The organism is Rhodococcus koreensis (assembly GCF_900105905.1).
Classification (GTDB): Bacteria; Actinomycetota; Actinomycetes; order Mycobacteriales; family Mycobacteriaceae; genus Rhodococcus_F; species Rhodococcus_F koreensis.
The window spans coordinates 1206586-1226419 of the sequence record NZ_FNSV01000005.1 but is presented as its reverse complement, the minus strand read 5'-3'; the positions used below and the strand labels follow the sequence as shown (position 1 = coordinate 1226419).

Annotated in this window: 20 protein-coding genes; 10 read left to right on the top strand and 10 right to left on the bottom strand. The window is 68.7% G+C overall.

What is annotated here, in order from left to right; all coding sequences use genetic code 11:
• Window positions 1-7: 7 nt before the first annotated feature.
• The gene (locus BLV94_RS10365) at window positions 8-478 is read right to left on the bottom strand and encodes a DUF3093 domain-containing protein (RefSeq protein ID WP_072942341.1); all 471 of its coding nucleotides are present in this window, start codon (window positions 476-478) and stop codon (window positions 8-10) included.
• Window positions 479-564: 86 nt separating this feature from the next.
• Here BLV94_RS10365 and dut point away from each other — a divergent pair, with 86 nt between their 5' ends.
• Complete coding sequence (gene dut, locus BLV94_RS10360; protein WP_174705494.1) at window positions 565-1086, top strand: dUTP diphosphatase; 522 nt, start codon at window positions 565-567, stop codon at window positions 1084-1086.
• 2 nt (window positions 1087-1088) lie between these two features.
• Entirely contained in the window at window positions 1089-1952 is an 864-nt protein-coding gene (locus BLV94_RS10355; RefSeq protein ID WP_072942340.1) for a DUF3710 domain-containing protein, read from the top strand.
• A 48-nt stretch (window positions 1953-2000) separates the two neighbouring features.
• Here the strand turns inward: BLV94_RS10355 and BLV94_RS10350 are convergent, their stop codons facing one another.
• Window positions 2001-2714 carry an alpha/beta fold hydrolase gene (locus tag BLV94_RS10350; protein ID WP_072942338.1) on the bottom strand — a complete coding sequence of 238 codons (714 nt, stop codon included), beginning with the start codon at window positions 2712-2714 and terminating at the stop codon, window positions 2001-2003.
• Between the two features lie 136 nt (window positions 2715-2850).
• On the opposite strand from BLV94_RS10350, the gene BLV94_RS10345 reads away from it, so the two are divergent.
• Both BLV94_RS10345 and BLV94_RS10340 read left to right on the top strand, forming a co-directional pair.
• The gene (locus BLV94_RS10345; RefSeq protein ID WP_043825920.1) at window positions 2851-3228 is read left to right on the top strand and encodes an OB-fold nucleic acid binding domain-containing protein; all 378 of its coding nucleotides are present in this window, start codon (window positions 2851-2853) and stop codon (window positions 3226-3228) included.
• 28 nt (window positions 3229-3256) lie between these two features.
• Window positions 3257-3937: a DUF3159 domain-containing protein gene (locus BLV94_RS10340; RefSeq protein WP_072942336.1), complete on the top strand. Its 681-nt coding sequence runs from the start codon at window positions 3257-3259 to the stop codon at window positions 3935-3937.
• A gap of 79 nt (window positions 3938-4016) precedes the next feature.
• Here the strand turns inward: BLV94_RS10340 and BLV94_RS10335 are convergent, their stop codons facing one another.
• Together BLV94_RS10335 and BLV94_RS10330 are read right to left on the bottom strand one after the other, a co-directional pair.
• On the bottom strand, window positions 4017-4676 hold the full coding sequence (locus BLV94_RS10335) for a potassium channel family protein (protein WP_072942334.1): 660 nt from the start codon (window positions 4674-4676) through the stop codon (window positions 4017-4019).
• 64 nt (window positions 4677-4740) lie between these two features.
• Window positions 4741-5406, bottom strand: a complete 666-nt coding sequence (locus tag BLV94_RS10330) for a potassium channel family protein (protein WP_072942332.1) — start codon at window positions 5404-5406, stop codon at window positions 4741-4743.
• 162 nt (window positions 5407-5568) lie between these two features.
• Here BLV94_RS10330 and BLV94_RS10325 point away from each other — a divergent pair, with 162 nt between their 5' ends.
• The 3 genes from BLV94_RS10325 (at window position 5569) to BLV94_RS10315 (ending at window position 9377) form a co-directional block, all read left to right on the top strand.
• Window positions 5569-7563, top strand: a complete 1995-nt coding sequence (locus BLV94_RS10325) for an APC family permease (RefSeq protein ID WP_072942331.1) — start codon at window positions 5569-5571, stop codon at window positions 7561-7563.
• A gap of 13 nt (window positions 7564-7576) precedes the next feature.
• On the top strand, window positions 7577-8845 hold the full coding sequence (locus BLV94_RS10320) for a class I SAM-dependent RNA methyltransferase (protein WP_072942329.1): 1269 nt from the start codon (window positions 7577-7579) through the stop codon (window positions 8843-8845).
• 73 nt (window positions 8846-8918) lie between these two features.
• Window positions 8919-9377, top strand: a complete 459-nt coding sequence (locus BLV94_RS10315; RefSeq protein WP_072942327.1) for a MarR family winged helix-turn-helix transcriptional regulator — start codon at window positions 8919-8921, stop codon at window positions 9375-9377.
• On the opposite strand, the gene BLV94_RS10310 is transcribed toward BLV94_RS10315, so the two are convergent.
• From BLV94_RS10310 to glsA, 4 genes are all read right to left on the bottom strand, one after another.
• On the bottom strand, window positions 9374-10036 hold the full coding sequence (locus BLV94_RS10310) for an SIMPL domain-containing protein (RefSeq protein WP_072942325.1): 663 nt from the start codon (window positions 10034-10036) through the stop codon (window positions 9374-9376). The genes BLV94_RS10315 and BLV94_RS10310 overlap by 4 nt on opposite strands.
• On the bottom strand, window positions 10033-10872 hold the full coding sequence (locus BLV94_RS10305; RefSeq protein ID WP_072942323.1) for an ABC transporter permease: 840 nt from the start codon (window positions 10870-10872) through the stop codon (window positions 10033-10035). Before BLV94_RS10305 ends, BLV94_RS10310 begins: the two co-directional genes overlap by 4 nt.
• Window positions 10869-11828: an ATP-binding cassette domain-containing protein gene (locus BLV94_RS10300; RefSeq protein WP_072942321.1), complete on the bottom strand. Its 960-nt coding sequence runs from the start codon at window positions 11826-11828 to the stop codon at window positions 10869-10871. Before BLV94_RS10300 ends, BLV94_RS10305 begins: the two co-directional genes overlap by 4 nt.
• Before the next feature lie 92 nt (window positions 11829-11920).
• Complete coding sequence (gene glsA, locus BLV94_RS10295) at window positions 11921-13741, bottom strand: glutaminase A (protein ID WP_072942319.1); 1821 nt, start codon at window positions 13739-13741, stop codon at window positions 11921-11923.
• Window positions 13742-13992: 251 nt separating this feature from the next.
• Here glsA and dxs point away from each other — a divergent pair, with 251 nt between their 5' ends.
• The gene (gene dxs / locus BLV94_RS10290; protein WP_072942458.1) at window positions 13993-15942 is read left to right on the top strand and encodes a 1-deoxy-D-xylulose-5-phosphate synthase; all 1950 of its coding nucleotides are present in this window, start codon (window positions 13993-13995) and stop codon (window positions 15940-15942) included.
• Window positions 15943-16014: 72 nt separating this feature from the next.
• Here dxs and BLV94_RS10285 read toward each other — a convergent pair whose 3' ends face one another.
• Together BLV94_RS10285 and BLV94_RS10280 are read right to left on the bottom strand one after the other, a co-directional pair.
• The gene (locus tag BLV94_RS10285) at window positions 16015-17412 is read right to left on the bottom strand and encodes a sugar porter family MFS transporter (RefSeq protein ID WP_072942317.1); all 1398 of its coding nucleotides are present in this window, start codon (window positions 17410-17412) and stop codon (window positions 16015-16017) included.
• A 96-nt stretch (window positions 17413-17508) separates the two neighbouring features.
• On the bottom strand, window positions 17509-18525 hold the full coding sequence (locus BLV94_RS10280) for an iron-siderophore ABC transporter substrate-binding protein (RefSeq protein ID WP_072942315.1): 1017 nt from the start codon (window positions 18523-18525) through the stop codon (window positions 17509-17511).
• A gap of 293 nt (window positions 18526-18818) precedes the next feature.
• Between BLV94_RS10280 and BLV94_RS10275 the strand changes: the two genes are divergently transcribed.
• Both BLV94_RS10275 and BLV94_RS10270 read left to right on the top strand, forming a co-directional pair.
• Window positions 18819-19598, top strand: coding sequence for a GntR family transcriptional regulator (locus BLV94_RS10275; protein WP_072942313.1), 780 nt, complete (start codon window positions 18819-18821; stop codon window positions 19596-19598).
• Window positions 19595-19822, top strand: a complete 228-nt coding sequence (locus BLV94_RS10270) for a 4Fe-4S dicluster domain-containing protein (protein ID WP_005240903.1) — start codon at window positions 19595-19597, stop codon at window positions 19820-19822. Before BLV94_RS10275 ends, BLV94_RS10270 begins: the two co-directional genes overlap by 4 nt.
• Window positions 19823-19834 lie beyond the last annotated feature (12 nt).

Here is a 19834-nt window from a genome sequence, read left to right as displayed (position 1 = left end):
CGTCCGATCAGTCTCCGTCCGTCTGCGGGCGGGCACGGTCGAGCGCGGCCAGCAACTCCGCGGGCCGGCGCGTGCTGATCAACCAATAGGGGGTCGGGTCCTCGGGGTCGTCGAGCACGATCAGTGCCATCGGCTTGACCCAGACCCGGTGTTGCACGAAGGCGGCGGGGTCGAGCTGACGGCCGAGAGCCGCACTCTTCGCCGAACCCGGTACCTCGGCGACCCGCGCGATGACGTCCACCGGCAGATGCGCCTGTCCGACGCGCAGGTGGACGCCGCTCGGTTCCTCGACGACTTCGACCCGCAGGCGGCTGAGCCAGACGAGCCCCCACACGGGCAGGGGCAGGAGCAGGACGTACGGCAGCCACGCGCGCAGGCCGGGCGCACCCATGTGCACCTCCGCGGCGAGCAGTCCGGCGACGAACAGGCCCACTGCCCACCACCAGACGGGCACCCACAGGCGCTCGGAGTACAGCACGGGCGAGGCGTTATCGGTGGGCGCGACTTCGGGCCGGGACGTTTCTGACACCCGACCAGGATAGTCGGTGTCTGAGAGTAGGCTCGGTGCACGTGAGCGACCTATCTCCCGGCCATTCTCCCGCCGCGACCCCCACCATTCCGCCCGTCGCCCTCCAGCGGCTGGACCCGGGCATTCCGGTTCCGCAGCGCGCGCACGACGGCGACGCAGGTGTCGACCTCTGCAGCACCACCGATGTGACCATCGAGCCGGGGCGCCGGGTCCTCGTCGGAACCGGCATCGCGGTCGCGTTGCCCCTGGGCACCGTCGGGCTGATCCACCCCCGATCCGGCCTGGCGGCCAAATCGGGATTGTCGGTGGTCAACACCCCCGGCACCATCGACGCGGGATACCGGGGCGAGATCAAGGTGTGCCTGATCAATCACGACCTCGAGACCCCGATCGAGATCCGGCGGGGCGACCGGATCGCCCAACTGCTCGTGCAGCGGGTCGAACTGGTGTCGTTCGTCGAGGTCGAGTCCCTCGACGGCACCACCCGCGGCAGCGACGGGCACGGGTCGAGTGGAGGCCACGCCAGCCTCGTCGGCAATGCCAGTGAAGGAGCCTGATCATGTTCGGACGTCGTAAGAAGGCGGAAGCCGAGGCCGACCGGCCCGATTTCTTCGAGGACGCGGAGACGGACGCCGCGGATGACGACGCCGACGCCGCGGACTACGAGGACGACTACGACGCCGTGACCGAGGTGGACGGCGGTCCGTACGACGCCGACGACCTCGAGTCGGGCGCCGACCTCACCGTCGGCGAGGTCGGGACCCGCCTCGACCTCGGTTCGGTCCTCGTGCCGATGCCGCAGGGCGCCCAGTTGCAGGTCGAGATGGCGCCCGACGGTTCGCCGCAGGCCGTGCATCTCGTCACCCAGCACGGACGCATCACGGTGGCCGCGTATGCGGCCCCGAAGTCTCCCGGTCAGTGGCGTGAGGTCGCGGGCGACCTCGCCGAATCGTTGCGCAACGACAACGCGACGGTGAGCGTCGAGAGCGGACCGTGGGGACGTGAGGTGTTCGCCGTGACCCCGAACGCCGACCTGCGCTTCATCGGCGTCGACGGCTACCGGTGGATGGTGCGCTGCGTGGTCGCGGGACCGAGCGGTGGCAACACAACCGACTCGGAACTCGTCGCGACCGCCCGGGCGATCCTGCGTGACACCGTGGTGAAGCGGGGAAACGAGCCGAACCCGGTGCGGACCCCACTGCCGGTGGTGCTGCCCGACGCCCTCGCTCAGCAGCTGGCCGCCGCCCACCAGCAGCAGCTGGCGCAGCAGCAGGGAGGCGCCCCGCAGCAACCGGCTCCGCAGCAACCGGCGCAGCAACCGGCCCCGGGTTCGCAGGGCGAGCAGCAGCCGCCGCAGGCCCCGGCCCAGCCGCAGCAGCGTCGCGGCGAATCGGGTTCGGCGATGCAGCAACTCGGTCGCTGAGCCCGCGTCCGGCTGGGGATTGCGGGGGGATTGCGGGGATGACGACGCTCAGGCCGTGTGCAGGATCGAGTCCAGCGCGCTGAGGCACGTGTAGCCGAGAACCGCCGGATCGGCGCCGATCTCGTCCAGTGTGACCGTGACGAGGCCCGCGTGCGGTAGTCGTTCGGACCAGGTGCGGGCGACCTCGAGGGGGTGCACGGCGTCGTCGGTCGCGGCGGCGATGCCCACCGGCGCCGTGATGCGCTCGAGGTCGTCGAGACCGGGCGCGTGATACTCCGACGCCTCGTCCAGTGCCGCGGGGAGGTGCGGCCACTGGGATCGCCAGGATTTCGCCAGTTCCCGGCCCAGCCACGGTGGGCTGGAGGCGATCATCTCGGCGGTGACCTGTTCGAGGCCGTCCGCCCGCAGCCGGGCGGCGGTGAACCGGGCGCTGGCGGCGGCGGGGGCGTCCGCGGCGGTCCCGGTCCACGCGGGCAGCGCCGCGAGTACCCCCGCGACACGATCGGGGTGTGATCCTGCCCACTGCAACGCCACCGCGGCGCCGATGGAGACCCCGCCGACGAGGATTCTTCCGTGCTGTGCGGCGGCGCCGTCGAGCGCGTCGAGGTAGCTGCCGACGACCCTCCGGGGATCGGGTTCGACTGCGACCGTACGCACTCCACGGCTGGTCAGGGGCTCGGTGAAGGCACGGGCGACGAAGTCCGCATCGGACCCCGTACCGGGGAGCACGACGGCCACGGACGGCCGGTCATCAGAGGGCATGAGTTGATCCTGCCTGGTGCGTCACAGCGGCCTCCCGGTGGTGTGGTTGCGGGGAACCAATGGGTCTACAGTGGCGAATACACAGCCCTACGAGCGGCGCGAAGATCTCGCGTCGCACATGCTCCAGGAGCGCGCAATGGCACCCGCCACGGCAGGATATTTTCGTCGGCTGACTCGAAGGCTCACCGAAGACCTCGAGCAGCTGGACGCCGAGGAAATGGCCGAGACGTCTCAGGCGTCCGGCGCACAACGTGCCTGCGACTGCAGCCGCGGCGAAGAGGTCACCATGCTGGGACGGCTCCGCAGTGTGGAAGCCTGTCCGAAGTCCGGAAACGCCAGCATCGAGGCGGAATTCTTCGACGGTACGGAACAGATCAAGTTGGTGTGGATCGGGCGGCGGCGAATTCCGGGTATCGAGCCGGGCAAGACGCTGCTCGTGCGTGGACGTGTCGGTGAACGCGACGGCCAGAAGGTGATCTTCAACCCGTATTACGAGCTGCGCGGCGACTCGTAGGGTCCGCCTTGTGTGGCACTCTCGTTGAGTGACCGAAACGAAGCAGCAATCCATACTCGACCAGCTCGGTGGTATCAGCGGGCTGATCTATTCGACCCTGCCCATCCTGGTCTTCGTTCCGGTCAACGCTGTGTGGGGTCTGGGCCCGGCGATCTGGGCGGCCCTCGGCGTCGCCGTCGCGATTCTCGTCTGGCGTCTCGTCCGTCACAGCCCCATCCAGCCCGCGGTGTCCGGGTTCTTCGGCGTCGGTATCTCCGCGTTCATCGCCTACCGCACAGGCGATGCCAAGGGGTACTTCCTGTTCGGCATCTACACGAGCCTCGCGTACGGGGCGGTTTTCCTGGTCTCGATTCTGGTGCGCCGGCCGCTCGTCGGCCTGATCTGGGGCTTCCTCAACGGCCACGGCAATCTCTGGCGGCGCCATCGCGGCGCTGTGCGCGCCTACGACGTGGCCACCGCCGCCTGGGCGCTGGTGTTCGCGGCCCGATACCTCGTGCAGTCGCAACTCTATGATTCGGACCAGACCGGCTGGCTCGCGTTCGCCCGCATCGCGATGGGCTGGCCGCTGGCCGGATTGGCTCTCCTGGTGACGATCTGGGCCGTGCGCCGGGCCGACCGGATCGTCGAGCCGGGTCCGACCGAGGCCACGGGCGTACCGACCGACGACACGGAAGCGGGCGGCCCCCGGGAGGAAACCGACCGCCCCTGAGTGCGGTCCCCTACCCGGGGCCGCCTGGGCGCTGACCGACTGTGCCGGAGAAGAATTCGGCGCTGCTCGCGCCGGGCGGCTACGAGAGCCCGACCGCCGCGCGCAGGTCGTCCTCGACGTCCACCGCGGCGACGAACAGCAGCTCGTCACCGCCCTCGAGCGGATCGTCCTGCTGCGGCACGATGACTCGTCCACCGCGCAGGATGGTGACCAGCGCGGCGTCGCGGGGCAATTGCAGCTTGCGGACGGGTTTCCCGGCGAGGGGCGTGTTGTCGGGCAGCGTGATCTCGACGAGGTTGGCCTGCCCCTGGCGCAGCGTCATCAGCCGCACGAGATCGCCTACCGACACCGCCTCCTCCACCAGCGAGGCGAGCATCCGGGGGGTGGACACGGCGACGTCGACGCCCCAGGACTCGTCGAACAACCACTCGTTGCGCGGATCGTTGACGCGGGCGACCACGCGGCTGACCCCGAACTCGGTCTTCGCGAGGAGGCTGAGGACGAGGTTGGCCTTGTCGTCACCGGTGGCCGCGATCACGACCTCGTAGGTTTCCAGGGAGGCCGTCTCGAGGCTGCTCAGCTCGCACGCGTCGGCGTGGACCCAGGTCGCCTCGGGCACCGACTCCTGCTCGACGTGCTCGAGTTTGCGCTCGATCAGCATGACGTCGTGTTCGCTGCGGACCAGTTCGCGCGCGATCGAGCGTCCGACTGCGCCGGCTCCTGCGATTGCGACTCTCATCGATTGCTTCCGTTCGGGTGGTCGATCGTGAACATTCTCACTGCCGTCTCAGCTCGCTGCCGTCTCAATTGTCCGAAGGCGGGGGATTGCCCGCGAGTGCCACGGCCTCGGCCACCGTTCCCGACACGGCCGCGATGTACACCTGGTCGTCGGCCTGGAACACCGTCTTGCGGTCCGGCAGGACGCCGGTGCCGAAGCGGATGATGAACGCGACCCGCGAATGGGTCGCCGCCTCCAGTTCGGCGACGGGCCTGCCGATCCAATCCTCGTGCAGGGACAACTCGGTGACCGCGACCGTTCCGGACGGGTCGCGCCACTTGGTGGTCTGGCTGTCGCGGGTGAGGGTGTGCAGGAACCGGTCCGTCGACCACGGGACGGTCGCGACGGTGGGGATCCCGAGCCGCTCGTACACGGCGGCGCGCTTCGCGTCGTAGATCCGGGCGACGACGCGTTCCACACCGAACGTCTCGCGGGCGACCCGCGCGGAAATGATGTTGGAGTTGTCGCCGGACGACACGGCGGCGAACGCCTCCGCACGCTCGATACCGGCCTTGACCAGCACGTCACGGTCGAAACCCATGCCGACGACAGTGTGTCCGGGGAAGTCGGGTTCGAGGCGCAGGAATGCGGCGGGGTCGCGATCGATGACCGCGACCTCGTGGCCGATCCGGGTCAGCGAGCCGGCGAGGGATGAGCCGACCCGGCCGCATCCCATGATGACCACATACACCTTGTACTCCGTTTCTGGGCTCTGGTTTCACGTCTCGAGTACGTGCGTACCGAATCGAACCGTACAGTGCCCGGACGGAAGAGCAACCGGGACAGAGATCGCAATCCGGACACATTGGTGGGTGAGGGTCCAGGTTTTCTGCGGACGGCTTACGCTTTGGCAGTGTCAAAGCTCTCGACCGCCACAAAGCGGCTACTGCTAGGCAGACCCTTCCGGAGCGACAAGCTCGGGCACACGCTGCTTCCCAAGAGAATCGCCCTCCCCGTCTTCGCGTCCGACGCGATGTCGTCGGTGGCGTACGCCCCCGAGGAAATCTTCCTGGTGCTGTCGGTGGCGGGCATCTCCGCCTACGCCTACACCCCCTGGATCGGGCTCGCCGTCGCCGCCGTGATGGCGGTGGTGGTCGCCAGCTACCGGCAGAATGTGCACGCCTACCCGTCGGGCGGCGGCGACTACGAGGTCGCGACCGTCAATCTCGGTCCCACCGCCGGTCTGACCGTCGGCAGCGCCCTGCTGGTGGACTACGTGCTCACGGTGGCCGTGTCCATTTCGTCGGCGGCGTCCAACATCGGTTCGGCGGTCCCGTTCGTCGCCCAGCACAAGGTGCTGTTCGCGGTCGCGGCCATCGTCCTGCTGACCGCCATCAACCTGCGGGGCATCCGCGAATCCGGTGCCGCCTTCGCGATCCCGACGTACGCGTTCATCGCCGGCATGGCGCTGATGCTGCTGTGGGGGTTCGTCCAGATCTACGTGTTCGGCGACGACCTGCGCGCCGAATCGTCCGGGTTCGAACTCGAAGCCGAGGACTCACACCTGTACGGGATCGCGTTCGCGTTCCTGATCGCGCGGGCCTTCTCGTCCGGGTGTGCGGCGCTGACCGGTGTCGAGGCGATCAGCAACGGTGTTCCCGCGTTCCAGAAGCCGAAGTCCCGTAACGCGGCGACCACGCTGCTGCTGCTGGGGTCGATCGCCATCGTGTTGCTGATGGGCATCATCATCCTGGCTCAGAAGATCGGGATCGTGTACGCGCACAGCCCGGCCGAGCAGCTGATCGGCGCGCCGGCCGGCTATCACCAGAAGACGCTGATCGCGCAGATCGCGGAGACGGTGTTCGGCGGTTTCCCCATCGGGTTCTACTTCATCGCCATCGTGACGGCCCTGATCCTGGTGCTGGCCGCGAACACGGCCTTCAACGGCTTCCCCGTGCTCGGCTCGATCCTCGCGCAGGACCGCTACCTGCCGCGTCAGCTGCACACCCGCGGCGACCGTCTGGCGTTCAGCAACGGCATCCTGTTCCTGTCCGGGGCGGCGATCGCGTTCGTCGTCCTGTTCGGCGCCGAGGTGACCAAGCTGATCCAGCTGTACATCGTCGGCGTGTTCGTCTCGTTCGTGCTCAGCCAGACGGGCATGATCCGGCACTGGACCCGGCATCTGAAGACCGAGAACGATCCCGCTTCGCGCCGGCGGATGCAGCGCTCCCGGGTGATCAACTCCATCGGCCTCGCCATGACCGGTGCCGTCCTGATCATCGTGCTCATCACGAAGTTCGCGGCAGGCGCGTGGATCGCGATCGTGGCCATGGTCGCGATCTTCGTCGTGATGAAGATGATCCGGAAGCACTACGACAGCGTCGCGCGGGAACTCGAGGAACAGGAATGGGACGGGGTGCTGCCCAGCCGCACGCACTCCATCGTGCTCGTCTCCAAGCTGCACATGCCGACGATGCGCGCGCTGGCCTACGCCCGGGCGACACGGCCGGACACGCTCGAGGCGATCACCGTCAATGTCGACGAACCCGACACCCGGGCGCTCGTGCGGCGGTGGGAGAAGAGTGACATCTCGGTGCCGCTCAAGGTGATCGAGTCGCCGTACCGCGAGATCACCAAACCCGTGCTCGACTACGTGCGCCGCGTCCGGAAGGACTCGCCGCGGGACGTCGTCACCGTGTTCATTCCCGAGTACGTGGTGGGGCACTGGTGGGAGCAGATCCTGCACAACCAGAGTGCACTGCGGCTCAAGAGCCGGCTGCTGTTCCAGCCGGGTGTGATGGTCACCAGCGTGCCGTGGCAACTGAACTCGTCCGAGAAGGCGAAGACACTGAACATCGAATACACGGCCGGGGCCTCGCGCCGCGGCTACGAACCCGACGACAAGTGACGGACGAGAAGCGTTGAGTGAGAACTGGTCGGACCGCCACCTCGAGCTGCGGCTGGGAAATCCCGGGCACGGCGGTTTCGTCGTCGCCCGCCACGAGGGCCGGGTGGTCTTCGTCCGGCACGGGCTGCCGGGCGAGCGCGTCGTCGCCCGGGTCACCGAGGACCGCGGCGGGTCGTACTGCCGGGCCGACGCGATCGAGATCCTCGACGCGTCCCCGGAGCGGGTCGCCCCGGTGTGCCCGGTGTCCGGTCCGGGCGGCGCGGGCTGCTGCGACTTCTCGCACGCGAGCCTGCACCTGCAGCGGGACATGAAGTCGCAGGTCGTGTCGGAGCAGCTGGTGCGGCTCGCGCGGGTGCAGCGTGACGTGGACGTCGAGGAACTGCCCGGCACGGGGGACGGCACCGGCTGGCGCACCCGGGTGCGGCTGGCCGTCGACCCGGACGGCCGTCCCGGCTACCACCGGCACCGCAGTTCCGGGATCGTCACGGACCTCGCGTGCCCGCAGATCGAGGCCGCCGCCTACGACGGTGTGGGCGAACACGATTGGAAGCCCGGCAGCGAGGTGCAGATCGTTCTCGACGGCGCGGGGGAGCGGCACGTGGTCGAGATCGCGCCGCCGAAGGTGTCGCGGACCGGCCGCACGAGTCCCGGGCGGCGTGGTGCCATGGCACGGCGGGCCGCGGGTGGTGCGCCGCGCGCGGAGCGGGTGGTCGTGGGATCGGGCCGCCCGGTGGAGCGGGTGCGCGACCGCTCATGGGAACTGGCCGCCACCGGGTTCTGGCAGGCGCATCGCGGGGCCGCCGAAGCGTATTCCGCGGTGGTCTCCGAATGGGCCGGGCTGTCCGCGGGTGAGACGGCATGGGACCTGTACGGGGGAGTCGGGGTGTTCGCCGCCGCCCTCGCCGGGAGCGCCGGGTCGTCGGGACACGTGGATTCCGTGGAGTCCGCGCGCCAGGCCGTGGCGGACGGGAAGGCGGCGCTCTCCGACCTCCCGCAGGTGCGCTTCCACGCCGACCGGGTCGAGCGCGCGATCGCCGGGTTGGCCTCCCCACCCCGGGTCGTGGTACTCGATCCGCCGCGTGCGGGTGCCGGGCGTGCGGTGATCGAGACGGTCGCCGCCGCCGGCGCCGAGCGGGTGGTGCACGTGGGGTGCGACCCGGCGTCGTTCGCCCGCGACATCGGTCTGTACCTCGGGCAGGGATATCATGTCGACGAGTTGCGCGCGTTCGACGCGTTCCCGCTGACCCACCACGTGGAGTGCATCGCGCTGCTCACGCGCTGACGAAGTTCGTTACCGAACGCAACAATACGTATAGTCGAGCCCGCAGGTAGTGGGTGTTCGGGACGGGGACAGGATGTCGGTACAGGCAGATACTGCGCAGGCGCTCGTCGATGCGGTGTTCGCGCTCGGGCGGTCGTTGCGGGCGGTCGTCTCCGCGAGCGGCGAGACCCCGATCGCGCCCGCACTGACGAGCGTGCTCTTCGTGCTCGCAGCGCGCGGGGAGTGCCGCCAGAACGAACTGGCCGCCGACCTGTGCGTGAGTCAGTCCTCGCTGAGCAGGCAGATTTCCGAACTGGTCGACGCGGGATACGTATCCCGCGCCGCCGATCCCGACGACAAGCGGGCCTCCCGGATCCGGGTGTCGCCGAGCGGGATGGACATTCTGGCCGAGACCACCGCGCGCCGGGCCGAACGGTTGCGCGGCATGCTCGAAGACTGGTCACAGGAACAGGCACTGGCGGCAGTGACGTCGCTGACCCAGCTCACCGACACGTTCGCGGCCTCGGTGCAGCAGCGCGGCCCCCGGGCCTAGACCAGCCGCCACCGCACGCGCACGTCCACCCGCGTCGGCTTCTCACCGCGTTCGACGGCGATCGCGGAATCGGCCGCCGCGAACGCCTTCGCGACCGGTCGCGGGGATACGTCACCGATGTCGACCTCCGCGATGTCGAGCACCTCGCCCAGTGCGCTTCCCGACAGCGAGGCGTACTGCTCCGCTTTGCCGAGGGCATCGGCCCACGCCCGTTCCCGGGCGGTCGCCGTCAGCGCGGCCGGATCGGAGAAGTCGAATTCGAGTCCGCCGAGGCGGATGTCGTCGCCACCCGCGCCGACGCAGGCGGCCACCACCTGCGCCGGTGACGGTGCGGATGCGCCGGCCGCACGGACGGTGATCTGCAGTGTCGTCGCCGCGGTGTAGCCCGTCACCTCGTTGCCCCGGCCCTCGGCCCACGTGGTCTCGGAGTGCACGGACAGCCCGGTGGTCGCGAGGTCGGGGCCCGAGACGCCGTACCCGCGCAGGGTGTCGGTGACGGCAGTGGTGGAGCGGGCGACGGCCTCGAACGCATCGGCCACCGCGGGACGCGTCGCCGTCACGGTGACGGAGGCGCGGACGAGATCCGGAACCGCGGAGACGATTCCGGATCCGCGCACCGTCACCGCATGCTCGGCGGGACCGGACACAGACGCCGTCACGACTTACGGTTGTACAGGCGCATCGTCAGCGGTCCGAAGATCACGACGAATCCGGCGCACCACCCGAACACCACGGCGAGATCCGCCATCTCCACCGTTCCGGCCATGAGCCCGCGAATGGACGTCACCAGCTTGCTGATCGGGTTGACGCCGACGAACGCCTGGAGCCAGCCCGGCATGGTCGCGGGGTCGACGAAGATGTTGCTGGCGAACGTCAGTGGGAACAGGATGAACATCGACACCCCCATGACCGCCTGCTCGGTGCGCATGAGCATCGCGAACATCGTCCAGATCCACGACAGGCTGAAGGAGAACAACAGCAGCAGTCCGATCGACGCCACCACACCGACGAGCCCGCCATCCGGGCGGAATCCCAGGACGAGCCCGAGGATCAGGACGATGATCGAGGCGATCGTGTAGCGGACGACGTCGCCGAGCAGCGCGCCCACGAGAGGCGACGGACGCCAGATCGGGAGCGACCGGAACCGGTCGAAGACGCCCTTCTCGATGTCCTTGTTGAGCGTCAGGCCGGTGTACATGGTGATCATGACGACCGTCTGCACGAGGATGCCCGGCAGCAGGAACTGCACGTAGGCGCTGGTCGATCCGGCCAGCGCACCCCCGAACAGATACGTGAACATCAACGTGAACATGATCGGGAACATCGTCACGTCGAACAGTTGCTCGGGAACGTGCTTGATCTTGAGCAGGGCCCGCCAGCCGAACGACAGCGACGTCGACAATGCGGTGGGTCGCGCGGGCCTCGGGCCGGGCATCTTCAGGACGTCGGCGACAGCCGCTGCGGTGTCGGCGGTCCGGTCGGTGGTGGAGGTCATGCGTGCTCCTCGGTGGGTCGGCCGGTGAGGGAGAGAAAGACTTCGTCGAGGCTCGGCTGCCCCAATGCGAATGTGCTGACTGCGATTCCGGCGTCGTCGAGTGCGGGCAGCGCCCGCGAGACCCGGGCCGGGTCGTCGATGCGGGCGGTGAGTGCGGCGGGATCGGCTTCCTCGGTGACCGGCACCTCGAGCACGTCCCGCAGCAGCGCCGCCGCCGCGGGACGGGTGGCGATGTCGGTGACCCGCACGTGCAGCGCACCCGATCCGACGGAGGCCTTGAGTTCGCCGGTGGTGCCCTCGGCGATCACCTTGCCGTGGTCGATGACGGCCACCCGGTCGGCGAGTTGGTCGGCCTCGTCGAGGTACTGCGTGGTCAACAGCACCGTCGTTCCGCCGGCCACCAGTGCGCGGACGATCTCCCACACCTGATTGCGGCTGCGTGGGTCGAGACCGGTGGTGGGTTCGTCGAGGAAGATCATCTCCGGGGTGACGATGATGCTCGCCGCGATGTCGAGCCGCCGGCGCATGCCGCCGGAGTAGTTCTTCACCTGCCGGTTGCCCGCCTCCTCCAGACCGAACGCGGACAGCAACTGCTCGGACCGGGTGCGGGCCGCCGCACGGGAGTACCCGTACAGCCGGCCGAGCAGCAGCAGATTCTCGCTGCCCGTCAGATCCTCGTCGAGCGAGGCGAACTGCCCGGTGAGGGAGACCTTGCTGCGCACGGCGTCCGGCTCGGTCGCGACGTCGTGTCCCAGCACGGTGGCGGTTCCACCGTCGAGGGGCAGCAGCGTGGCCAGCATGCGGATCGCGGTGGTCTTGCCCGCGCCGTTCGGTCCGAGGACGCCGTAGACGCCCCCGAGGGGAACGGCCAGATCCAGGCCGTCGACCGCGTGGGTGGATCCGAATGTCTTGACGAGTCCCGTCGTCTCGATGGCCAGCTTGGTCGCTGTGAGCATTGCACCCTGCTTTCGATTCGAGCGTCGTCGGTTCCGAGCCCCAAGCCTGTCCGATTTTTCCGGTTCGGGCAACGGGTTTTCCCGTGAGCCGGTCAGAGTCCGCCGCCCTGGCGCAGCAGCGCCCGCAGCATCACGTCGAGTTGCTCGTACGCGCCCGACGCGAGACGTTCGAGCAGCGCCAGCTTCAGTTTCGGTTCCTCCGAAGCCATTTCGGTGTAACGCTCGGTGGTCAGCACCGCGACCGTCACCTCGGTGTCGGCGCGGACGTCGTTGAGGAACCGGGAGTCGATCATCATCGTCATCTCCCCGAAGCTCATGCCGGCCGACAACGTCATGATCCGGTGCACCGCACCCGACTGGTCGGTGACCGTGGAACTGACGCTGCCGGACAGGATGAGGAACAGCCCGGCGGCCCGGTCGCCCCGGTGGATGACGAGGTCGCCGCGCGCATACGACTGGGTGACCAGATCGCGGGTGAACCGTTCGAGTTGCTTCGCGCTGAGGGTGGACAGCATGGGGTGCTCGGCGATCGTGACGGACGACGGCTGACGTGCCGTGCTGCAGTGCCGGTCGAGGAGGATGTCCTCACACCACTGCACGGCGGCATCCAGGTCGGCGAACACCCGGCCCGCCCGTCCCGACAGGTCGGAGCGGGTGTTGCCGAGCAGACCGGCCGGGTCGACGAACGCCAGCGCGCACCCGCTCTGTCCGAGGTCGGCCCGCAGGGTCTCGAACATCCGGCGTGCGACCCCGCTGACGTCGTCGACGCGCCGGACGTCGATCACCACCGCTTCGAGGTTCTCCTCGACGCCGCCGATCTCGCGGACGGCGCTCTCCGCGCCGGCGAACAGCAGATCCCCGTGCAGTTCGTAGATCCGGCTGCGCTTGCCGACGTCGTCGAGGGCGGCGCGCTCGGCGGGGGACCGCCGCATCCGGGACGGGGCGTCCGACACGGAGTACCGGGCGCGGACCGCGGAACGGGCGGCGCGGGTGACGTGCAGGAAGTGCAGTTCCAACTCGTTCGACAGGGCGCGGCACGACTCGACTCCGCGGACGCTGTTGCCGTGGGAGTCGAGGCGCGGCGAGTAGATCGCGATCCCGATCTGCCCGGGCAGGACGGCGAGCACGCCGCCCCCGACGCCGCTCTTGGCGGGCAGCCCGACCTCGTAGACCCATTTGCCCGCGGCGTCGTACATGCCGCACGTCGACATCACACTCAGGACCCGCTCGACCAGGGCCGGCTCGAGGACGGTCTCCCCGGTGACGGGATTGACGCCGTTGTTCGCCATCGTCGCCGCCATCAGGCTCAGGTCGCGGCACGTCACGTCGAGGGAGCACTGACGGAAGTAGAGATCGACCGCCTCGTCGGGGTCGCCGGTGATGATGTCGAACGAGCGCAGCATGTGGCCGATCGCCCGGTTGCGGTGCCCGCTCCGCGACTCGGACTCGTAGACCGCCCGGTTGAACGTCAGGTCCCGCCCTGCGTACCGGGAGTACGTGGACCGGATCCGCTCGAATCGCGTGTCCAGGTCCGGTCCGGCCACCAGCGACGTCGCAGTGATCGCCCCGGCATTGATCATGGGATTGCGGGGCCGTTCCGTCCGTGGGTCGAGGCTGATCTCGTTGAACGGTTCCCCGGACGGTTCGACGTCGATCTTCTCGGCGACGGCGGCGGACCCGCGATCGGCGAGCGCCAGGGCGTACGTGAACGGTTTCGAGATGGACTGGATCGTGAACGGCAGACGGGTGTCGCCGACCTCGTACACATAGCCGTCCACGGTCGCGACGCAGATGCCGAACGAGTCGGGGGCGACCGCGGCGAGCTCGGGAATGTAGTCGGCGAGCTGTCCGCCGCGGTTCTCCCGGGTCTCGGTGAAGACTTTTCCGATCAGCGCGTCCACGACGGTGCTCATGAGAAGACCCTAGAGGCTGCTCACGACGAAATCGGCTGTTCCGCCGGGTCCGCCCGGCGACACAATTGTGTGAAGCCGGTCACGGCTGTGGCCGGAATGCCCGAGGACGAAGCCGCACCACGCCGCCGCCGCGACCGGTACCGTGTGTTCCGCCCTTCCGCGGCTCCGTAGACTGGTTCCACTGTGACGTGACACGAAGCCACGTGGCAGAGGCACGCAAGGCAGCGTGCATCACGGAGGGAGCGATCTCGTTGGGTGTTCTTGCCCGTATCCAGACGCCTGACGATCTTCGTCAGCTGAATCCGGCGGAGATGAAGCAGCTCGCCGCGGAGATTCGTGAGTTCCTCGTGCAGAAGGTCGCGGCGACCGGCGGGCACCTCGGCCCCAACCTGGGCGTCGTGGAGCTGACCCTCGCGCTGCACCGCATCTTCGAGTCGCCGGCCGACCCGATCATCTTCGACACGGGCCACCAGGCGTACGTCCACAAGATCCTCACCGGCCGCAAGGACGATTTCGACTCGCTCCGCAAGCAGGGCGGCCTGTCGGGGTACCCGTGCCGGGCGGAGAGCGATCACGACTGGGTCGAGTCGTCCCACGCGTCGGCGGCGCTGTCGTACGCCGACGGCCTCGCGAAGGCCTTCGAACTGACCGGCCAGGCCCGGCACGTCGTCGCCGTCGTCGGTGACGGCGCCCTCACCGGCGGCATGTGCTGGGAGGCGTTGAACAACATCGCCGCGGGCAAGGATCGCTCGGTGGTCATCGTCGTCAACGACAACGGCCGCTCGTACGCCCCGACCATCGGTGGTCTCGCCGACCACCTCGCCGCCCTCCGGCTCCAGCCGGGCTACGAGCGGATCCTCGACAGCGGCCGGCGGATGGTGAAGAAACTTCCGTGGGTGGGACGCACTGCCTACTCGGTGCTGCACGGGATGAAGGCGGGACTCAAGGACGCCGTCGCCCCCCAGGTGATGTTCACGGACCTGGGCATCAAGTACCTCGGACCGGTCGACGGCCACGACGAGGCCGCGCTCGAATCCGCGCTGCGCCGCGCGAAGGCGTTCGGCGGTCCGGTCATCGTGCACGCCGTCACCCGCAAGGGCATGGGTTACGCGCCCGCCGAGAACCATGTGGCCGATCAGATGCACTCGACCGGCGTGATCGATCCGGTCACCGGTAAATCGGCCGGATCGGCGTCCGCCGACTGGACGTCGGTGTTCTCGGCCGAGCTGATCGACCAGGCTGGCCACCGTCAGGACATCGTGGCGATCACCGCCGCCATGGCGGGCCCGACCGGTCTCGCCGCGTTCGGCGAGAAGTACCCCGACCGCATGTTCGACGTCGGGATCGCCGAGCAGCACGCCGTCACGTCGGCCGCTGGCCTGGCGCTCGGCGGCCTGCACCCGGTGGTCGCCGTCTATTCGACGTTCCTCAACCGTGCCTTCGACCAGTTGCTGATGGACGTGGCCCTGCTGAAGCTGCCCGTCACCCTCGTCCTCGACCGCGCGGGCATCACCGGCAGCGACGGCGCCAGCCACAACGGCATGTGGGACATGTCGCTGCTGGGCATCGTGCCCGGGATGCGGGTCGCGGCTCCCCGCGACACGGCCACCCTGCGGGAGGAACTGAGCGAGGCGCTGGCCGTCGACGACGGGCCGACCGCACTGCGCTTCCCGAAGGGCACGGTCGGTGACGACGTGCCCGCCGTGAGCCGGCTCGACGGCGTCGTCGACATCCTGCGCGCCCCCTCCGGTCGCAACGACGTGCTCATCGTGTCGGTCGGCGCGTTCGCCGGACTCGCGCTCGCCGCGGCGGAACGTCTGGAACAACAGGGCATCTCGGCGACCGTCGTCGACCCGCGGTGGGTGCTGCCGGTCCCGGAGTCGCTGCTGAAGCTCGCCGAGGACTACACGATGGTGGTCACCGTCGAGGACAGCGGCCTGCACGGCGGTGTCGGGTCCACCGTGTCCGCCGCGCTGCGGTCGGCCGGGGTCGATGTGCCCTGCCGCGATCTCGGTGTTCCGCAACGGTTCCTCGACCACGCGTCCCGCGCGCAGATCCACACCGAGTTGGGACTCACCGCGCAGGACGTCGCCCGGCAGATCACCGGGTGGTTCGCCGGCCTCGGTAACGTGCGCCCCGGGCAGCAGAACGGTGTCGTCGCCGGCCTCGATGCGCAGCGCGCGGAGAACAGCGGCCAGTAGGACCGACCCCGTCCCACACGAGAAATCCGGCCGAATCACACTGTGATTCGGCCGGATTTCTCGGTACCGGGGTCAGGTGTGCATCTCCTCGAGCTCCATCCCTTTCGTCTCCCGGACCTTCGACCGGACGAAGAAGTAGGACAGCAGCGCGAAGAACGCGAACAGTCCGTACAGGAACCACAGCCCCACCGACCGGGTGAGCGGCGGGAACGCCAGTGTGACCGTGAAGTTCGCGATCCAGTTCGCCGCCGTGCTGATGCCGAGTGCGTAGGCGCGCATGTTGTTGGGGAACATCTCGCCCAGCATCACCCACATGACCGGGCCCCAGGTGGCGGCGAAGAAGATCACGAACAGGTTGGCGCCGATCAGCGCGACCGCCCCCCACGGGCTGGGGAGTGTGACGTCGTCGCCACTGCCCGTGGCCTGGGAGAAGGCGATTGCGGCCATGAGCAGGCTCGCGAACATCCCCAGCGAGCCGACCTCGAGGAGGATCTTCCGGCCGATCCGGTCGACGAAGAGGATGGCGACGAATGTCATACCGACGTTGATGATCGCGGTGATCACCGACGTGGTGAACGACTCGTTCTCGGTGAAGCCCACCGACTTCCAGAGCGTGGTGGAGTAGTAGAAGATCGCGTTGATGCCCACGAACTGCTGGAAGATGGCCATGAAGATGCCGACCCAGACGATCGGCTGCAGCCCGAACTTCGGGCCGCGAATGTCGTCGAACGACGCCGTCGATTCGTGGCGCAGGGTCAGCCGGATCTCGGAGACGCGCTCCTGCGGGTCGACTTCGCCGGTGATGTTCGCGAGGATGTCGGCCGCTTCCTGGTCGAGGTGCTTGCCCACGAGGTACCGCGGCGACTCGGGAATGAGCAGGGCGAGAATGCCGTACACGACCGCGGGGACCACACCGACGATGAACATCCAGCGCCAGGCCTCGAGGTTGAGCCACAGCTCTTCCGACGCGCCGCCCGCGGCGTTCTGCAGCACCGCGTCCGACAGCAGCGCGGCGAAGATGCCGAGAGTGATGGCCAACTGTTGCAGCGACGCCAACGCGCCGCGGTAGCGGGCCGGCGCGATCTCCGAGATGTACGTGGGCGCAATGACCGACGCGATACCGATGCCGAGACCGCCGAGGACGCGCCACAGCATCAGGTCGGGGACGCTGAACGCGAGACCGGACCCGAGCGAGGAGACGACGAACAGCACCGAGCCGAGCAGCATCACTTTCTTGCGGCCCCAGCGGTCGGCGAGGCGGCCCGCAAACCACGCGCCCACAGCACATCCGAGCAGCGCGATCGCCACGGCGAAGCCCGTGAAGAACGACCCCAGCTCGAAGTGGCCCTGGATGGAGTCGACGGCGCCGTTGATGACCGAGCTGTCGAAACCGAAGAGAAATCCACCCACCGCGGCGGCGACGGTGACGCCGATGACCTTCGCGGTGTGTCTTTCGGACATCTGCGTCATCGCATACCTGCTTTCGGCGAGCGTTCCTGATGCGGGCACAGCGGAAATTTGTGTCTCGGATTACGCTACGCCCGACACCGCCTGTCAGGCGGGAGTTCAGGCACCCGCTTTCTTCGCGGCCTCGCTCAGCTGAGGTGTCAGCTTGTCCAGAACCCACGGTGTCGCGAGAACGCTGGTCTGGCTGAGCCCCGAGATGATCTTCGTGTCCGACAGCGCGACCGCGGTTCCGCGCCCGATGGCACCGAGATTCGCGTAGGCCGGGTTCGCGGCGACGGTGGTGTTCTCCGGGACGAACGCGACCACGACGTCGGCGTCCACGTCGGAGATGTTCTCCACGGAGATGTCGGCGAAGAACTTGTCAGGATCGTTCGCCGCGGCCAGCTTCTGCACGCCGGGCGACACGGTGAAGCCGAGCTCGGTCAGCACCTGGACGCGGGGATCGGAGGGCATGTAGACGTTGACGGTCGCGGCGTCGGTGTCGAAGTTGACGACCGAGATCGTCTTGCCTGCGAACTCGGGATGCGCGGCGGCGGTCTGGGCGAGGGTGTCGTCGAGACCGGCGACCAGCTGCTCGGCCTCGGCACTCTTGCCGAGTGCCTGACCGACCAGTGCGGTCTGGTCCTGCCACGTGGTCTGCCACGCCTTGTCCGGGTACGCCACGGTGGGGGCGATTCCCGACAGTTTCTCGTACGTCGCCTCGTCGAATCCCTCGTACGGCGCGAGGACCACATCGGGCGCCAGCGCGGCGACGCCCTCGATGGGGGTGGACGTGGCCGCGTCGAGCAGCGTGGTCGCGGACGGGTCGAAACGGTCCTGCAGCCAGGGCATCACGCCGTTCGCCTCGGCGCCGTACGTGTATTTCGGCATGCCGACCGGTGTCTGGCCGAGGGCGTAGACGACGTCCTGGGCGTTCCATCCGAGGGTGACGATGCGTTCGGGTGCCGCGTCGAGCGTGGTCGATCCGAACGTGTTCGCGATGGTGACCGGGAATCCCTCACCGGACGCCTCGGTGCTGCCGCCGCCGTCGCCGGACGAGCAGGCGGCGAGGAAGAGGGACGAACTGGCCACGGCGAGTGCGACGGCGAGCTGACGCCTGGCGGTGGGTGCGAACACGGCAACGACTCCTTCGGGACAAATATGGAAGGTAAGCCTAACCTAGAGTTGCGCGCTCGTTCGGCGGACGCCGCCACTTCGAATCACCGTGATTGGAATTCCCGGGCCCGCCGCCGCCTGGCGCATTACCCGGGCACTGCCGTGTTCGCGCTGGTGAGACGAGTCGCCGCCGGCGCGGACCCGGCCGATTCACCGAGGCGTCCGGGGGGCGTGTTCGCCGCGACTCCGGGCCCCGCGGACTGCCGTTAGCGTGTGTCTTCGTCCAGCTCACACGCACAATCGACGAAGGAACCATGGTGGTGAATCCGACTCCCCTCCCGACGGCGTCACGCAGTTCCCGTGCGGACCATGCGCGCAGATTCGCCGACCTGCTGCGGCAGCAGATCCACGCGGAGTCCTTCGCCGAGCGCGGATTGCCGTCGGAATCGGAGTTGGCCGCCGAGTTCGGCGTGTCGCGCAACGCGGTGCGCGACGGACTGGCGCTGCTGAAGCAGGAGGGGCTCATCGACCGCGCCCCCCGCGTGGGAACCCACGTGGCGCAGCGCAAGTACGACCACGGCCTCGACGCCCTGCTGGGGCTGAAGGAGACGCTGAAGGGGCACGGCGAGGTCCGCAACGACGTCCGCGCCGCCGTGGAGATCAGCCCGCCGCCCGCCGTCGCCCGCCGGCTGCAGCTGGAGCCGGGCGAACCCGCCGTGTACATCGAGCGGGTGCGCTACCTCGGAGACCTCCCGCTCAGCCTGGACCTCACCTACCTCGTCCCCGACATCGGCGCCGAGATCCTCGGCCGCGACCTCGAAACCAACGACGTGTTCGCGCTGATCGAGGAGGTCTGCGGTCAGCCTCTGGGTTCCGCCGATCTGGCGATCGAATCCGTCAATGCCGACGCGCACTCCGCCGCGAACCTCCAGACCCCCGAGGGCGCGGCGCTCCTGCTGCTCGAGCGCCTCACCCGGCTCGTCGACGGACGGCCGGTCGACCTCGAATACATCCGCATGCGCGGTGACCGGATCACCATGCGCAGCAACCTCGTCCGCAGACCCGACATCACGAACTGGGAGCTCACCTCATGACCTTGGTCAACCAACGCGCCGACGTACCCGTCACCATCGACGAGTCGCTGTGCATCGAGGGCTGCACCCTGTGCGTCGAGATCTGCCCACTCGATTCCCTCGCCATCAACCCGGAGAACGGCAAGGCGTTCATGCACGTCGACGAATGCTGGTACTGCGGCCCCTGCGCGGCGCGCTGCCCGACCGGCGCGGTCACCGTGAACATGCCGTACCTCCTCCGCTGAGCGAAAGACCAC

What these genes read in the sequence shown, in the direction of transcription:
- BLV94_RS10355 (WP_072942340.1), top strand. Translation starts at nt 1,089, where the DNA reads ATGTTCGGACGTCGTAAGAAGGCGGAAGCCGAGGCCGACCGGCCCGAT.
- BLV94_RS10350 (WP_072942338.1), bottom strand. Translation starts at nt 2,714, where the DNA reads ATGCCCTCTGATGACCGGCCGTCCGTGGCCGTCGTGCTCCCCGGTACG.
- BLV94_RS10345 (WP_043825920.1), top strand. Translation starts at nt 2,851, where the DNA reads ATGGCACCCGCCACGGCAGGATATTTTCGTCGGCTGACTCGAAGGCTC.
- BLV94_RS10335 (WP_072942334.1), bottom strand. Translation starts at nt 4,676, where the DNA reads ATGAGAGTCGCAATCGCAGGAGCCGGCGCAGTCGGACGCTCGATCGCG.
- BLV94_RS10315 (WP_072942327.1), top strand. Translation starts at nt 8,919, where the DNA reads ATGTCGGTACAGGCAGATACTGCGCAGGCGCTCGTCGATGCGGTGTTC.
- BLV94_RS10305 (WP_072942323.1), bottom strand. Translation starts at nt 10,872, where the DNA reads ATGACCTCCACCACCGACCGGACCGCCGACACCGCAGCGGCTGTCGCC.
- BLV94_RS10300 (WP_072942321.1), bottom strand. Translation starts at nt 11,828, where the DNA reads ATGCTCACAGCGACCAAGCTGGCCATCGAGACGACGGGACTCGTCAAG.
- glsA (WP_072942319.1), bottom strand. Translation starts at nt 13,741, where the DNA reads ATGAGCACCGTCGTGGACGCGCTGATCGGAAAAGTCTTCACCGAGACC.
- BLV94_RS10285 (WP_072942317.1), bottom strand. Translation starts at nt 17,412, where the DNA reads ATGACGCAGATGTCCGAAAGACACACCGCGAAGGTCATCGGCGTCACC.
- BLV94_RS10275 (WP_072942313.1), top strand. Translation starts at nt 18,819, where the DNA reads ATGGTGGTGAATCCGACTCCCCTCCCGACGGCGTCACGCAGTTCCCGT.
- BLV94_RS10270 (WP_005240903.1), top strand. Translation starts at nt 19,595, where the DNA reads ATGACCTTGGTCAACCAACGCGCCGACGTACCCGTCACCATCGACGAG.